Origin of the sequence: Clostridium estertheticum, from assembly GCF_011065935.2 — a bacterium.
GTDB lineage: Bacteria > Bacillota > Clostridia > Clostridiales > Clostridiaceae > Clostridium_AD > Clostridium_AD estertheticum_A.
In genome coordinates, this window is record NZ_JAAMNH020000001.1 from 4,338,267 (window position 1) to 4,353,816 (window position 15,550).

At 33.0% G+C, this 15,550-nt stretch carries 14 protein-coding genes; 6 read left to right on the top strand and 8 right to left on the bottom strand.

The features are described 5' to 3' along the window. The first annotated feature begins 17 nt into the window (after nt 1-17). Together rsxA and G9F72_RS20695 are read left to right on the top strand one after the other, a co-directional pair. Nucleotides 18-605, top strand: coding sequence for an electron transport complex subunit RsxA (gene rsxA, locus G9F72_RS20690; protein ID WP_164957689.1), 588 nt, complete (start codon nt 18-20; stop codon nt 603-605). Between the two features lie 6 nt (nt 606-611). Then, on the top strand, nt 612-1,451 hold the full coding sequence (locus G9F72_RS20695) for an RnfABCDGE type electron transport complex subunit B (protein ID WP_164957798.1): 840 nt from the start codon (nt 612-614) through the stop codon (nt 1,449-1,451). Nucleotides 1,452-1,547: 96 nt separating this feature from the next. Here the strand turns inward: G9F72_RS20695 and G9F72_RS20700 are convergent, their stop codons facing one another. The 8 genes from G9F72_RS20700 to G9F72_RS20735 all read right to left on the bottom strand — a co-directional run bounded on the left by G9F72_RS20700 (nt 1,548) and on the right by G9F72_RS20735 (nt 10,048). Continuing rightward, nucleotides 1,548-2,441 (bottom strand): helix-turn-helix domain-containing protein, encoded by an 894-nt coding sequence (locus tag G9F72_RS20700; RefSeq protein ID WP_164957688.1) that lies wholly within the window; start codon nt 2,439-2,441, stop codon nt 1,548-1,550. Between the two features lie 481 nt (nt 2,442-2,922). After that, a complete protein-coding gene (locus tag G9F72_RS20705) occupies nt 2,923-3,435 on the bottom strand; it encodes a Gx transporter family protein (protein ID WP_164957687.1) in 513 nt (170 codons plus the stop codon). A gap of 24 nt (nt 3,436-3,459) precedes the next feature. Further along, entirely contained in the window at nt 3,460-3,846 is a 387-nt protein-coding gene (locus G9F72_RS20710; RefSeq protein ID WP_164957686.1) for a NusG domain II-containing protein, read from the bottom strand. Beyond that, entirely contained in the window at nt 3,833-4,840 is a 1,008-nt protein-coding gene (locus G9F72_RS20715) for an FAD:protein FMN transferase (protein ID WP_164957685.1), read from the bottom strand. The genes G9F72_RS20710 and G9F72_RS20715 overlap by 14 nt, the downstream gene beginning before the upstream one ends. A gap of 389 nt (nt 4,841-5,229) precedes the next feature. Then, on the bottom strand, nt 5,230-6,810 hold the full coding sequence (locus G9F72_RS20720; protein WP_164957684.1) for a sodium-dependent transporter: 1,581 nt from the start codon (nt 6,808-6,810) through the stop codon (nt 5,230-5,232). Between the two features lie 329 nt (nt 6,811-7,139). Further along, entirely contained in the window at nt 7,140-7,553 is a 414-nt protein-coding gene (locus G9F72_RS20725; RefSeq protein ID WP_164957683.1) for a hypothetical protein, read from the bottom strand. A 222-nt stretch (nt 7,554-7,775) separates the two neighbouring features. Further along, a complete protein-coding gene (locus tag G9F72_RS20730; protein ID WP_164957682.1) occupies nt 7,776-9,356 on the bottom strand; it encodes a sodium-dependent transporter in 1,581 nt (526 codons plus the stop codon). Between the two features lie 485 nt (nt 9,357-9,841). Next, entirely contained in the window at nt 9,842-10,048 is a 207-nt protein-coding gene (locus G9F72_RS20735) for a hypothetical protein (RefSeq protein ID WP_164957681.1), read from the bottom strand. A gap of 249 nt (nt 10,049-10,297) precedes the next feature. Between G9F72_RS20735 and G9F72_RS20740 the strand changes: the two genes are divergently transcribed. The 4 genes from G9F72_RS20740 (at nt 10,298) to G9F72_RS20755 (ending at nt 15,549) form a co-directional block, all read left to right on the top strand. Next, nucleotides 10,298-12,154, top strand: a complete 1,857-nt coding sequence (locus tag G9F72_RS20740; protein ID WP_164957680.1) for an ABC transporter substrate-binding protein — start codon at nt 10,298-10,300, stop codon at nt 12,152-12,154. Nucleotides 12,155-12,266: 112 nt separating this feature from the next. Beyond that, a complete protein-coding gene (locus G9F72_RS20745; RefSeq protein WP_164957679.1) occupies nt 12,267-13,196 on the top strand; it encodes an ABC transporter permease in 930 nt (309 codons plus the stop codon). 4 nt (nt 13,197-13,200) lie between these two features. Then, nucleotides 13,201-14,484 carry an ABC transporter permease gene (locus G9F72_RS20750; protein ID WP_164957678.1) on the top strand — a complete coding sequence of 428 codons (1,284 nt, stop codon included), beginning with the start codon at nt 13,201-13,203 and terminating at the stop codon, nt 14,482-14,484. 12 nt (nt 14,485-14,496) lie between these two features. Then, entirely contained in the window at nt 14,497-15,549 is a 1,053-nt protein-coding gene (locus tag G9F72_RS20755) for an ABC transporter ATP-binding protein (RefSeq protein ID WP_164957677.1), read from the top strand. Nucleotide 15,550: the final 1 nt, after the last annotated feature.

Genomic DNA, 15,550 nt, shown 5'->3' on the forward strand with positions numbered 1-15,550 from the left:
AAGAAAGGTGGATTAAAATGAAACTATTTTCAATCTTTATAAGTGCATTTTTAATAAATAACTTCTTACTAGTTAAGTTCCTTGGAATATGTTCTTTTCTTGGAGTTTCTAAAAAAACTGAAACTGCAAAAGGAATGGGACTGGCAGTAGTGTTTGTTATGTTCTTAGCTTCATTTTTGTGTTATGGAGTCTTCAATTGGATTTTGGTTCCTTTAAATATAACCTATTTATCAACCCTAGCCTTCGTATTAGTTATCGCTGCACTAGTACAATTTGTTGAAATGGTTATTAAGAAAACTCAACCAACTCTTTATAAAGCGCTCGGAATATACCTTCCATTAATAACAACTAACTGTGCCCTTCTTGGTATGGCTGTTATAAATATAGGTGAAAAATATAACCTAATAGAATCTATGGTTAATGCTCTTGGTGCTGCATTTGGATACATGCTTGCCATTGTACTTCTTGCAGGTCTAAGAGAAAGAATGGAAGAAAGTGATAATATGCCACTATGCTTTAGAGGTCTTCCTATTTCACTAGTAACAGCAGGACTCATGGCTATTGCTTTCTTAGGCTTTAGTGGTTTAAAATTGGGGGGTATTTAAATGGATATTAATAATTTAATTTACCCAATAATAAGCATTGGTGGTATGGGTCTTGTATTTGGAGTAGTACTTGGTTACGCTAATAAAAAATTCCATGTACCTGTTGATCCTAAAGTACCACTAGTTAGAGAAGCATTACCTAGCGCAAATTGCGGAGCATGTGGATTTGCTGGTTGTGATGCTTATGCTGCAGCCGTAGTTGAAGGAGGCACACCACTAAATTTATGTTCAGTAGGCGGAGCTTCTGTTGCTGAAAATATCGGAGAAATAATGGGAGTATCAGTTGAAACTTTAAATCCCCAAGTTGCCTTCGTTAAATGTAAAGGTACATGTAACGTTGCAAAAGAAAAATATGAGTATGATGGAATTCGCGATTGTCGCCAAGCAGTTATTGCACCCGGTGAAGGCCCTAAGGCTTGCTCAGATGGTTGTATGGGCTTTGCAAGCTGTGTAAGAGCTTGTGAGTTCAATGCACTTCATATCATTGATGGTGTAGCTGTAGTCTATAAGGATAATTGTGTAGCTTGTGGCGCCTGTATTGCAGTATGCCCTAAGAATCTAATAGAGTTTGTGCCAGCTTCTCAAGAAGTACTTGTTGAATGTAACTCAAAATCAAAAGGTAAATCAGTTAAAGAGAATTGCGAAGTTGGATGTATTGCTTGTACCATGTGTGTAAAAGTGTGCCCAACGGAGGCAATTGTTATGGTTAATAACTTAGCTACAATAGATTTTGAAAAATGTATACAATGTGGCCTATGTGCTACAAAGTGTCCAACAAAAGCTATCTCTAAACCTCTAAAAGCTCATGAAAATGTGAGTGGCCAGAGTGAGGCAGTAAGCAAATAGTTATAAAAAAGATACTAAGATTTTAATCTTAGTATCTTTTTTTTACGATTTTAAAGATAATCCTGAATTTTCAATTTTATAAGCTACAAGATATTATTATTCAGTTATAGGAATCCATATTTCACAAGTATAATCATCAGAACTTGTGTCTCCTGGAGGGTAAACCTCAATTTCATAATCAGCTGCTCGTTTATACTCATATATTGGAAACCATTCAGTTGTTATTCTTGTCCACATTGCATCAATTGAGTGCTCCTTATCGCTTAAACTCCCTTTTGCAGTAAATATTACCCATTTATTCGCTGGAATAGTATACGTCTGCAAATTTGTTAAAACATTTGTATCTGCTTCGGCACCGATTGCAAGTAAAGTTTCTCCATTTTCCAGTGTTTTTGTGAAACCCATCTGCCACATAGGCGCGCGATAAAGCTTGTAATCATTGCTAATTTTCTCATCGGTACCACCGTTTAAAAACTCTTCCCATGTATTCCAAACTTCACCAGAAGCCTCTTTCCAGTCATTTGCCATAGTATTTGCTGATTGCCTCTTGATATTCTTAACCATTCCAACTAGATTTATGCCTTGTTTTTCTTCAATACGATATTCCATCTCAACATCTCCTTCAATTGAAATATGAAAAGTGATGCGTGAATGGGCTTTAAGTTTTACTCCCAAAGTTCGCGCTACCTTAGGAGTTACACCATGCATTCCGAAAAAAGCACGAGTAAATGCATCTGGTGAATTATATCCATACTTCATAGCAACATCAATCACTTTCGCATTACTACTTTGTAAATCTAATGCTGAAAGGGTTAATCGTCTTCGACGAATATATTCAGACAGAGATATACCTACGACGTAGGAAAAAACCCGTCCAAATTGATGCATTGAGCAACAAGCAATTTTTGCTACTTCATCATACATAATCTCATCAACTAAGTGTTTTTCAATATAATCCACTGTTTCTGTCATTCTCTCAATCCACTCCATCCCACATCATCCTTTCGTACTTAATTGTAACAAAGGTAATTCTAAACTACCCTGCATTCTAAGTACAAATATGTAGGGTATATATACAGAATGTAGATTACTTCGTTATTTTATACGACTACATTGCCTCAATTAATTCAAAACCATTTGCTAAAAAAATAAAATTTGTGGAATGATTATCGTACCCTTTAGAGGAATAATAATAATAATAGTAATAACAATTAATAATAGGATAGGAAATTTATCCGAAGTGACTTGCAATATGAAACGTAGAAACTATTGAAATTTCATTTAGAAATTCTTGCTTTGCGAATGTAAAATCCTCGTAAGCCTGACAGGAAGTCAGGCTAGCGAACCCGAGCCAGGACGGCGAGTGTGAGCGCTAGAGGATTTTACATTCGCAAAGCATTAGAATTTCTTAATAAAATTTCCAGTTTCAAGTTCATTTGCAAGGCACGTAGGAGAAATTTCCTATCCCTTTTTACAATCTTTTATCTAGTATCAGTATTTTTTCTAATCTATTTTTTAATACACTAGCTAAAGTTCCAATAAAATACCCCGTAACAATAGCTGAAATTAGTAATACTGGTAAATACAAATAAATTCTTAAATCTTTAATTATGAAGGCAGCCACCAGTAGCTGACCTACATTATGAAAAATAGCTCCACATACGCTGATTGTTGGTAGGCTTAGGACATTCTTAAGATACTTATATAGTAATATCATTACTATATTACTAAGTAATCCACCAGCGAAACTGAACAAAAGAGCCGATAAACCTCCTCCAAAAATAGAACCTAATACAGTTCTTAGAACCATTATTAAAAGCGCTTCTTTCCACCCAAATAAAATTAATGCAACTAAGGATATAGAATTAGCAAGTCCTAATTTTATTCCTGGAAATAGCACTGGAATTTGAGCCTCAATTAAATAAATAACTAAGGCTATTGCCACTAATATACTAAGTAAAACCATTTTTTTAGTCTTTCTCATATTATCACCCGCATCTTTTTCATTTTAAAATGTCCCAGCATCAATGCTGTTAGTTTTTTGTCCATTAATATTAATTATAAGTTTAAAAGGTAAGCATACAATCATCTCACCTGGTTTTGAAATCCATCCACTTTTAACACACTCTTTATGTGGACAATCTGCATCACTAATACTAATACTATTATGTTTAACTGATATTGTATTAAAATGGCCATTAGCTGTCTTAAAAGTGAACTCTTCCGGCTTAACTACCTTATTTAAATCAATAGTTTTAATAACCTTGCCTTCGCGTTTAATAACCGCAATATTTTCCGACCCTTTAATTGAAGTTTTATATATTGAAGCTGCGCCTAAGGCTACTACTACAATAACTAAAAGTACTATTCCAACTACTTTATCACCTTTTTTCATAAATAAACTCCTTATTTGTCAAATTAAAGCTATCTTTAAGCCCCGCTGTAACATATACTTTTTTATCCTTGGTAATAAAAATCGCGTCAACACCTTTGATCGACTCTATCAATTTAAGTCCTTTTGAGAGTCCCAATATATATGTACTTGTAGATAGTGCATCTCCATCTATTGACTTATCTGATACTATTGTTGTACTTATAAGACCGGCCTCTGATGGATATCCCGTTTTCGGGTCAAATATGTGATGATAACGCTTACCATTCGCAATAAAATATCTTTCATAGTTTCCTGATGTAACCACGGATTTATCAGTAACACTAATAGTTCCTATGTATTGTCCCCGTGTATCCAATGGATTCTGTATCCCTATATTCCAGCTAGTTCCATCTGTTTTACTTCCTACAGCAAAAACATTACCACCTAAATTTATAAGTGCACTGCTAATCTTATTATCAATTAAAACTTTTTTTAGCTCATCTGCTGTATACCCCTTTGCAATAGCACCTAAATCTATAGCTTGTCCAGTCCGTCTTAACTGAACTGTAGAATTTTTCTTATCTAAAAGAATATCCTTATAGTCAACTAGCTTTAACTTTTCTTGAATTTCATCTTTCGACGGAACTCTCTCCTTATCTGTTCCTATTCCCCATAGTTTTACAATTGGTTCTATTGTTGCATCAAGGGCCTCACCTGATAATTTACTATATTGAACTGATTTTTCTATTACGGAATAAGTATCTCGGCTAAGCTTTTGCCCTGAAATTCCTGCCTTAGCATTTAATTTTGTAATTTCAGAAGTTTCAATATTAACAGACATTTTGCTTTCGATGTCGCTAATTCTTTTTAAGGCTAGCTCTGTTGCTTTTTCTGCATTTGTACCATAGATCTTTAATTGAACAACTGTCCCCATCATATAGGTTTCTTTTTCAACGGGTTTAGTATTGCTTTTACAAGATACTAAAAATATCGAAGTTGACAATAATAAAAGCATATACAATGTTTTGCGTGAACTTTTTATGATATCTCACCATCCCTAGCTTATTTTAAATACATTATACCATATATATACTTTAAGTAAATCTCTTCCTATAACATGAATCGCAGAAAATTTTAGCCTAAAATAAAAACGCCGGAACAAAGTCTCAGCGTTTTTAGCCATTACGAAAACTATAGTTAATTTATGTGATTTTTTTCTTATTTGTTCTTTAATACAGCTCTTAAACTTGCAAACGATAAACCTGCTATTAAACCCCACATTACCAACATAAAACCTAGCGCTTGACCACTCATATTTATTCCTCCTTATATTTCTCTGGAGTAGATAACAATTATTAATCGTTATCTCTCCTTGTATTTTTTTAGAGTAGGCAATAACAATTATTACTTTCTTATAAGAACCTTATTTTGAACAATCTCTTCACCATAAATACCCTTTAAACTCTTATAAGTTCCAATAAAGCCTATGATAAATACCACCACTAACACTATTCTTGCCCCATTTACCCAGGGAATTAGCTCTGGTGTTTTTGCTACAAAACTTGGTATTAATTTAAAATAGCCTTCTTGAATGTATGATATAGTTGATCCAATTAAAATAACTATTATTACTGCTGGAGTTACAAATTTGATCATAACACTATACATCCATTTTGGTGCTTTCCAGTAAGATCCATGATTTATCTCCTCTAATGGACTATCTTTCATGAGCCAACCAGCTACAATTATTTCTATAAGACCCATTACAACGAGTAGATAGGTACCAACCCAGTTATCAAGCTCTGTGAAGTAAGCAAGTTCAGCTGTTTTCGTAAGTATTGGCTCTAAGCAAACTGGAAGTCCAACTATTATATATCCTAAGAAAACAAGTAAGGATGCCTTCTTCTTTACCATACCCATACCTTCTTCTAAAATTGTTACAAGATAATTATACATAGCAATAGCTGAAGTAAATCCAGCAAAGAATAATATTAGAAACCATAGTGTTCCAAGTAGTCTACCACCATCCATAACTCTAAAAATATTAGGTAGAGATATAAAAGATAGTCCTACTCCTGAACTTAGACCTTTTACGCCCATGAAAGCATAAGTAATTGGTATTGCAATACTTCCACCTAGTACTACTTCTGCAAACTCATTTAATGAAACTGTTGTCAACGCTGAAGTTACAATATCATCATCTTTCTTTAAATAAGAAGCATAATTTTGAATTATTCCCATACCTAAGGATAGTGTAAAGAAAATTTGCCCTGCAGCTGCAAGTGCTGCTTTAAAACTTAAATCCGCCCATCTTGGAGTCCAAAGATAATCTAGCCCCTTTATAGCAGACCAATCTGGGTTAACTGGTGATCCTATAGTTAACGCTTTATAAATTAATATTATTCCAAATATATATAGAGCAGGCATCATTAGTTTTGCCCATGCTTCTATACCCTTTTCAATTCCCCTAGTAACTGCAAAAGCTAAAAATGATAAACTAATGATCCAAAAAGTAAATACATAAACAGGATTTTGTATATAGTTCGCAAAAAACTGCGATGTGGTCACAGTCATATCTGAGTACCCACCAGTGGCAGATAAAAAGCTATAACCTAGTGTCCAACCTATTAAATGATTGTAATATGAATTTACTAGTAGTGTAACTCCGATAACTATCATTCCGCATATAGAACCTAAAATAATTGCACGTCGTGGCTTAATCTTGTCTCTTGATTGAATATAAATCATAAAACCTACAGTGCCATGTCCATATCTACCACCAAGTCTTCCCATCATCCATTCTACTAGCATTAATGGTATTCCTATCAAAATAAGAGCCATTACATAAGGAATCATAAACGCTCCGCCACCGTATTTTGCAGCTTGATAAGGGAATCTCCAAAAATTCCCAAGACCGACTGCATTTCCAGCCATTGCTAGAATAAGTCCAATTTTCGAACCCCAATTTTCTCTTTTTTGAACCATTATTATCCTCCCTCTTGTATTATTATTAATAATATTTAACTATTTATAATATATTATTAATATTCAAATATATTACAATTTAAATGTCAATTTTTTAGCAAAATACAATCATTATTAAATATTATTAAGTACTATTCATTTTATTCTCAAATTTCGGGGCTTAACTCTTTATTTTCTTATTTACAATTGTGTATAAAGAAAAAAAGGTGCATAATTTAACTTCTGCACCCACTTTTGAATATAATATAGCTATACATTTTCCACCTTAGAATTTTTGGACAACTAAAAACGCTGAAACAAAGTCTCAGCGTTTTTAGTCATTGTAAAAGTTATGTGAAAAGTTCTTTATGTCTACGCAATTTTACAAACACTATTACAGATAAACTAATCATTAGAATACTTAATAAGAAAAATACAATAGTAAATGTTCCAGCTTTAGTAGCTGATATATTATATTGTGCACTCATTTGAGCAATTTGGTTAGCTCTATCAGCAAAAACACGTATAGAATATCGTATCCATAGCACTGAAATAGCAAAAGATAACGGAACTATTGCCATCGCTATTAAATATCCGCTTTTCCTTCTCTTCTTCATACCTATAAGTCCCATAAATATTGGGAGAATAAATAGTAAAGGCATAAGAAATCCAGTAAATTGTGAAGATAACATTAAAAACAAAGCACATAAAAGTGTAAAATAAAAAGTAATTTTTCTCATAGCTATAGCATCATCAATACTCATACATCTTCACTCTTTTCTTATTGATTCTTTAATACAGCTCTTAAACTCAAAGCTGATAAAGTGAATATACTGCCCCACATTACTAACATAAAAGCTAATGCTTGACCACTCATATTTATTCCTCCTTATTATATCTAAAGTAGTAACAATTATCAATTATTACTACTTTAGTATTTCTATTGGGTATATAACAATTGTTAATTGATATTCCCCCTAGATTAATTACTTTCTTATAAGAACCTTGTTTTGTACAACCTCTTCTCCATAAGTAGCTTTTATACTTCTATAAGTTCCAATAAATCCAATGATAAATACCACAACTAATACCATTCTCGCACCATTTACCCAGGGAATTAACACCGGTGTATTTGCTACAAAACTTGGTATAGCTTTGAAATATCCTTCTTTAAAGTATGATATAGTTGATCCCCATAAAATAATTATTATTACTGCAGGTGTTATCCATTTAATCATAACACTGTACATCCATTTAGGTGCTTTCCAGTAACCTCCAATATTTATCTCGTCCAATGCATTATCTTTCATAAGCCAACCAGCTACAATTATTTCTATAAGTCCCATTATAACCAGTAAATAACTACCAACCCAGTTATCAAGCTCTGTAAAATAAGCAAGTTCCGCAGTTTTCGTGATTATTGGCTCTAGTGCAACTGGAAGTCCAACTATTACATATCCTATGAAAACTAAAACAGCTGCCTTCTTCTTTACCATGCCCATACCTTCTTCTAATATTGTTACTAAGTAATTATACATTGCAATAGCTGAAGTAAACCCAGCAAAGAATAATAACATAAACCATAGTGTACCCATTACTCTACCACCGTCCATAACTCTAAAAATATTAGGTAGAGATATAAAAGATAGTCCTACTCCTGAACTTAGACCTTTTACGCCCATGAAAGCATAAGTAATTGGTATTGCGATACTTCCGCCAAGAATTACTTCTGCAAATTCATTTAAGGAAACTGTTGTCATTGATGAAGCTACAATATCATCCTCTGATTTTAAATAAGAAGCATAGTTTTGAATTATTCCCATACCTAATGATAGTGTAAAGAAAATTTGTCCCGCTGCTGCAAGTGCGCCCTTGAAACTAAAATCTTGCCATCTTGGAGTCCAAAGATAATCCAAACCTTTTATAGCCGACCAATCAGGGTTAACTGGTGATCCTATAGTTAATGTTTTATAAATTAATATAAATCCGAATATATATAGAGTTGGCATCATTATTTTTGCCCAAGATTCTATACCTTTTTCAATTCCTCTTGTAACTGCTAGTCCTAAAATTGCTAAACTAATGATCCAGAATGTAAATACATAAGCAGGGTTTTGTATATAATTTGCAAAAAACTGCCCTGTGCTTACAGCCTTATCTAAGTATCCACCAGTGGCAGATAAAAATGCATAGCCTAAGGTCCACCCTATTAAGTGATTATAATATGAATTTACTAGTAGTGTAACTCCAATAACTAACATTCCACATATTGAACCTAAAATAATTGCACGTCGTGGTTTAATCTTATCCCTTGATTGAATATAAATCATAAAACCTACAGTTCCATGTCCATATCTTCCACCAAGTCTTCCCATCATCCACTCTACCATCATTAACGGTATTCCTATTAAAATAAGAGCACCTACATAAGGAATCATAAAAGCTCCGCCACCGTTTTTAGCAGCTTGATACGGGAACCTCCAAAAGTTACCAAGTCCAACTGAATTTCCTGCCATCGCTAGGATCATTCCAATTTTCGATCCCCACTCTTCTCGTTCTTTAGCCATAATTAACCCTCCCCTTGTGTATTTATTAATAATATATTAATTATTTATAAATTATTAATATATTATCAAATTTTTCAGAAAATTGCAAGCATTGTTAAATTTTTTTCATTTTATTTTTTGTTTCATAAAATTAACTTATATTTACAAATGCATATTTTCAAAACATTAAATATGTACCCCATTGTAGTTACAGACAATACAAGTAAATTCTTAACTATTTTATATTGAAAATTCAAACAAATTATTCAATTAATGCTCATCAACAATTTTGTAATAATGAAAAAATTGAAACTAATGATATTTTTTTAACAATTAAAAGTCATTTTTCACTACATATACTATCATTTAAATTAAAATAGAATCAAAACATTCGGGATCTCGCATAAGCCTATCTATTTTTTAGCTTTATGTGCAATTATATATAAGAACGTAAAAATAAAGGTACAGAATTTAATTCTGTGCCTTTATTTAATAAATATATAATTCTAATATGCTCTTTGGTCTCCATTTAATAGATTCTCAATTTCTACCGCTATCTCACGGCCTTTTTTGTAGGAGTTAAGTCTATCTTGTGGTATAGAGTCTTTATATGTGTCCTCACCAGAAAGAAAATCTATGATTCCTTTTTTTGCACTTGGCACATCTCCAACGTGGTCTAATCCATTAACTTCTCTTATTTTTGAATAATCCATGAATATTCCTCCCTATATGTCTTGCAAATACTGATAATTATTAATCTTCAGTATCGTAAGTATTATAGTTATAGGTTTCCCAATTTAGAATTTTTGATGTATTAATATATTCCTCACGATATAACATTATACTCTGATAAATATAAATTTTCTTAACACCCATTCCAATTATTGACATGGAAAAATTTTTATGGTAACATTATACGAAAGTATTTGAATTTTCAATTAATTTAATAGGGGGGCTTATAAATGAAAAAGAAAAAATTAGTTTCTACTTTGCTAGTAGCTTTGTTTTTATCAACAAATGTACTTGCTGGATGTTCAAAAAAACCTCAAACTCAAACTGAAACTCAACCTCAAGCTGTAGAGAACAAGACACCACAAGTTTTAAATTATTATACTGTAGATGAACCAGAAACCTTGGACCCACAACAGATGACTGGATCACCTGACTTTCAGATTGCAAATATGTTTATTGAAAGTTTAGTTCGTTTTGGTAAAGAAGAAGGTAAATATGAACCAGGAGTTGCTAAAAAGTGGAGTTTAGACCCTGCAACCAATACTTACACTTTTGAGTTAAATAAAGATGCAAAATGGTCTGATGGAACAGTAGTTACTGCAAATGATTTCTTCTTTGGATGGAAGCTTGCACTTGATGGAAACAGTCAGTATGGATTTATGATCACTGATTACATTGTAGGAGCTCAAGATTACGCCGATCTTACTAGTGAAGGGTTTTATTCAGAAGCAAATGCTACGTTTAAAGCTTTAGTTGCTAGCAGAGATGCTGAAAAGGACAAAGTAAAAAAATCAGCTTTGGCTGCTAAAGTTACTGATGCTTTAAAGGCAATGCCAGCAGATCTAAAAACAGCATTTGATGCAAAGAAAAAGGATTTGTGGTCAAAGGTTGGAATCAAAGAGAATAATGGAAATATTGAAATTAAACTTTCAAAAGTATGCCCATATTTTGTGGGATTAACTGCTAATTCTGTTTATTGTCCTGTAAATGAGAAATTTTACAATGATCATAAGACTGACTACACTCTTGAAGCTGCAGGGTTAAACAGTAATGGACCATGGATAGTTAAAGAATGGAAACATAAGGATAGCTTTACTTTAGAAAAAAATCCAAATTACTGGAATAAGAGTAATATAAAAATTGATACAATTCATTTGAAAGTTGTTATTGATGTTGCTACAAGAACAAATCTTTTAAAGACAGGTGCTTTAGACGGTTCAGCAATTCAAGCTAATGATTTGAAGACATTCCAAGATAAAGCAGTGCTTGATCAATACAAACTTCAAGATTTAATTGATATGCCTGATTATACTGTATTCTATCTTGAATTTAACCACTTTAACAATCCAGTAACTTCTAATTTTAATATTAGAAAGGCTATATCTTTAGCTATGGATCGTAAGGGTTTAGTTGAAAATGTTACACAAGGCGATATTGCTGCGCTTGCAGTAGTTCCGGTTTTCTTCCCAGGCCTTAGTAAACCATTCCGTGAAGAAAATGGCAACACTTTAATTGAAGATAATCAAAAGGATACGGCTAAAGCGGCTTTGGCAGCAGGGCTAGCAGAGTTAAAACTAGCTAAATTACCTACTATAGATGTTTTAACAAATCAGTCTGATATTGGTAAGAAACAAGGCGAAAAGTTACAATCAGATTTAAAAGAAATTGGAATTGACATTAATCTTGTGCCAGTTGCATGGGGTGATAAATTAACTAGATTGAAGGCTGGAACATTTGGTATCTGTGCTAGTGGTTGGGGACCTGATTATATGGATGCAATGACATATCTTGATTTATTTGAATCAAAAAATGGAAATAATCATGGTAAATATAGTAACCCGGATTATGATAAATTAATTAATAATGCTAAAAATGAATCAGATGCTAAAAAGAGAATGGATTATTTATATCAAGCTGAAAAAATGTTAATGACTAATATGGTTATTGCACCTCAATACTACAGAACACTTCATATCACATTTAGGGATTATTTAAATGGCGTTGTTATTAGAGGCGCTGGCCCAACTGTAGATTTTTATTGGGCTAATATAGATATGACAAAGAAGACTGGTGACAAATCTAAGTAAATTTAATTATTAATAGTTAAGGTGGGGTATATGTTATTTAAACGTATATCTTTCCTTTTATTAATAGGTAAATGGGTAACTTAGTATTTTTCTATATACAGGAGGTTAAATAATGGTTAAATACATTTTAAAAAGAATCTTTTACGCAATAATCACAATTTTATGCATAGCAACTATAACTTTTGCATTAATGAAAGCTCTACCCGGAGATCCCTTCCATAATGAAAAAATGAAACCTGAATTAAGACAAGCTTTATTGCAAAAATATGGATTGAATTTACCAGTTTCCCAGCAATATTTAAAGTATATGAATAATTTGGTTCATGGGGATCTTGGACTTTCTTATAAATACGTTAATCGTCCAGTATCTGAAGTTATTAAAAATAGTTTTCCTAAGTCCTTTGCTTTAGGGTGGAGAGCCATGGCATACTCTTCTATTTTCGGAGTACTTTTTGGTGTAATAGCAGCCTTAAAACATCAGAAAGCGCCAGATTATATTATAATTTTTATTTCTATTATAGGAGTATCTGTTCCAAGTATTGTTATGGGACCACTACTCGCCTACTATTTTGGCGTGAATTTAGGGTGGTTGCCAGTTACCGTAACCAGCAGTGAACTTTCTATGATTTTACCATCCTTTACTTTAGGCCTTGGTACTCTAGCCTTTGTAGCTAGATTAATGCGTTCAACTACCCTTGAAGTACTGGGGCAAGATTACATACTGACTGGAAAATCGAAAGGATTATCCACTTCTAAAATTGTATGGAGCCATGTAATTCGAAATGCTATAATGCCAGTTATTTCAGTGCTTGGACCATCTTTTGCAGCTATTATAACAGGCTCTATTGTTATTGAAAATGTTTTTGCTGTTTCAGGACTTGGGGGATATTTTATATCCACCATCACAGACCAGGATTATTCTATGACTATGGGTATAACACTGTTCTATGCAGTGCTTATAATAGTATCTATTCTTTTAGTAGATATTGCATATGGATTAGTTGATCCAAGACTTAAAGTATCAAGTAAGGGGGGCGAATAGCTAAATGGATAAAATTGAAAAGGAGCAATTTCAGCATGTCGGTAAAAATCTAGCAGCTGCTCAGAGTATAAAACGCCCAAGTATGTCATATTTACAAGATGCCTTCAGGAGATTAAAAAAGAGCAAGCCATCTATAATATCCTTTTGGATTTTAGTTGTATTGATTATTATGGCAATAGTTGGCCCAATGATTTCAAAATCACTTTATGGACATACTTATAGAACCCAAAACTTAAAGCTACAAGATCAAACCTTTATTCTTTCAAATCAGCGGAGTTTAAAGCTATCTTCTAATTCCGTATTTTCCTATGAAAAATATAAACCTAACCTCAGAAAAACAAAATTAGAATTTAAAAATGTTAAATTGAAAAACCAAGCTGGAAAGCTAAGTTTTCATATTGGTGATAAATCTGAGGAATCCTATCAAGGGGATCAAAAGGAATATAAACTAGAGATAACAACAACTACATCAGATAATTGGGATTCAATTATAAAGAAATTAAATATTGAAGCGGAAAAAATTTTAAAAGAAGACCCAGATTTTAGAGGAGTCACTTTCAAAAAAAGTAATAACAATATAACTCTAGAAACAAAAGGCGAAAAAAAGTTCAACAGTAAATATTGGCTTGGAACTGATGATCTTGGTAGAGATTTATTTACTAGGTTATGGGAAGGCTCAAGAGTTTCTTTCCTGATTGCGATAATATCAGTGTTGTTTACAGTGTTATTTGGTGTTGTTTATGGAGGAGTATCTGGGTACATAGGTGGAAGATCTGATACTATAATGATGAGAATTATTGAAATTCTCATGGTTATTCCAGATATGCTATATATTATGTTATTGTCTATTGTATTTCCCAGAGGAGTTGTAACCATTACCCTTGTTCTTGCATTTACAAGCTGGATGGGAACTGCCATATTGGTTCGTGGAGAAGTTTTGAGATTAAAACACAGTGAATATGTAATTGCATCACAAATTCTAGGTGCAGATTCAAAAAGAGTTATTTTTAAACATTTGATTCCAAATTGTATGGGGCCAATTATAGTTAACATGACTATGATGATTCCAAGGATGATTTTTGCAGAGGCATTTTTAAGTTTCATCGGTTTAGGCGTACCAGCACCATATGCGTCTCTCGGAGTTCTAGTTAATGATGGGGCAAAGATTTTTTATCAATACCCGCATTTACTTATAATACCATCGATCGTTTTATGTTTAATTATGCTTTCATTCAATATACTTGGTGATGGACTAAGAGATTCACTTGACCCTAAACTTAGGAAATAGGAGGTTAATGACTTGAGAAAAAAGATATTAGAAGTGGAAAATTTGTATGTTTCTTTTGATACGTATGCAGGTGAGATTCAAGCAGTTCGTGGCGTTTCCTTTGAATTGTTTGAAGGAGAGACTTTAGCTATTGTTGGAGAATCTGGTTGTGGGAAATCTGTAACTGCGAAATCTATAATGAGACTTAACCCAGAGCCGCCTGCACGTTTTAAAAGTGGAAAAATTATTTTTAATGGTGAAGATATACTTGCTAAGTCTGAAAAGGAAATGAGAGAAATTAGAGGTAACCAAATTGGTATGATATTTCAGGACCCTATGACTTCTCTTAATCCTACAATGTCAATTGGAAATCAGATAGTAGAAGGATTAAGGACGCATAATAGCACTCTTACAAATAAACAAGCCCATAAGGTAGCTCTTGATATGTTAAAGTTAGTTCAAATACCAAATGCAGAAGAACGAATTAGCGAATTCCCACATCAGTTTTCTGGTGGAATGCGTCAACGTGCTATGATTGCAATTGCATTAGTGTGTAATCCTAAACTTCTTATCGCTGATGAACCTACAACTGCGCTGGATGTAACAATTCAAGCGCAAATATTGGAATTAATGAAGGATTTACAGACAAAGATAAATACCTCTATTATAATGATTACTCATGATTTGGGTGTAGTTGCTAATATTTCACAAAGAGTAGTAGTTATGTATGGTGGAAAAATCGTAGAGTATGCAACTACTAATGAGTTATATTATAATCCAAAACATCCATATACTTGGGGACTTTTAAGTTCAGTACCAAGGGTTGATATTGTTAAAACTCAAAATAGATTATCGTCAATAGAAGGTACACCACCAGATTTATTTGCGCCTCCCTCTGGATGCCCATTTGCAGATAGATGTGAATATTCAATGAAAATTTGTAGGGAAAAGATGCCACCTGATTTTATTATTAGTGAGGGACATGGAGCAGCCTGTTGGTTAAACCATCCTGATGCTCCAAAAGTAAATGCACCTAGTCTTTTTACAGGAACAAAGGAATCTACTGAAAAGAGAGGTGAAATTTAAA

Bases quoted from the DNA above. Each gene is read 5' to 3' on its own strand.
- rsxA (WP_164957689.1), top strand. From the start codon at position 18: ATGAAACTATTTTCAATCTTTATAAGTGCATTTTTAATAAATAACTTC.
- G9F72_RS20700 (WP_164957688.1), bottom strand. From the start codon at position 2,441: ATGGAGTGGATTGAGAGAATGACAGAAACAGTGGATTATATTGAAAAA.
- G9F72_RS20705 (WP_164957687.1), bottom strand. From the start codon at position 3,435: ATGAGAAAGACTAAAAAAATGGTTTTACTTAGTATATTAGTGGCAATA.
- G9F72_RS20710 (WP_164957686.1), bottom strand. From the start codon at position 3,846: ATGAAAAAAGGTGATAAAGTAGTTGGAATAGTACTTTTAGTTATTGTA.
- G9F72_RS20715 (WP_164957685.1), bottom strand. From the start codon at position 4,840: ATGCTTTTATTATTGTCAACTTCGATATTTTTAGTATCTTGTAAAAGC.
- G9F72_RS20720 (WP_164957684.1), bottom strand. From the start codon at position 6,810: ATGGTTCAAAAAAGAGAAAATTGGGGTTCGAAAATTGGACTTATTCTA.
- G9F72_RS20725 (WP_164957683.1), bottom strand. From the start codon at position 7,553: ATGAGTATTGATGATGCTATAGCTATGAGAAAAATTACTTTTTATTTT.
- G9F72_RS20730 (WP_164957682.1), bottom strand. From the start codon at position 9,356: ATGGCTAAAGAACGAGAAGAGTGGGGATCGAAAATTGGAATGATCCTA.
- G9F72_RS20735 (WP_164957681.1), bottom strand. From the start codon at position 10,048: ATGGATTATTCAAAAATAAGAGAAGTTAATGGATTAGACCACGTTGGA.
- G9F72_RS20740 (WP_164957680.1), top strand. From the start codon at position 10,298: ATGAAAAAGAAAAAATTAGTTTCTACTTTGCTAGTAGCTTTGTTTTTA.
- G9F72_RS20745 (WP_164957679.1), top strand. From the start codon at position 12,267: ATGGTTAAATACATTTTAAAAAGAATCTTTTACGCAATAATCACAATT.
- G9F72_RS20750 (WP_164957678.1), top strand. From the start codon at position 13,201: ATGGATAAAATTGAAAAGGAGCAATTTCAGCATGTCGGTAAAAATCTA.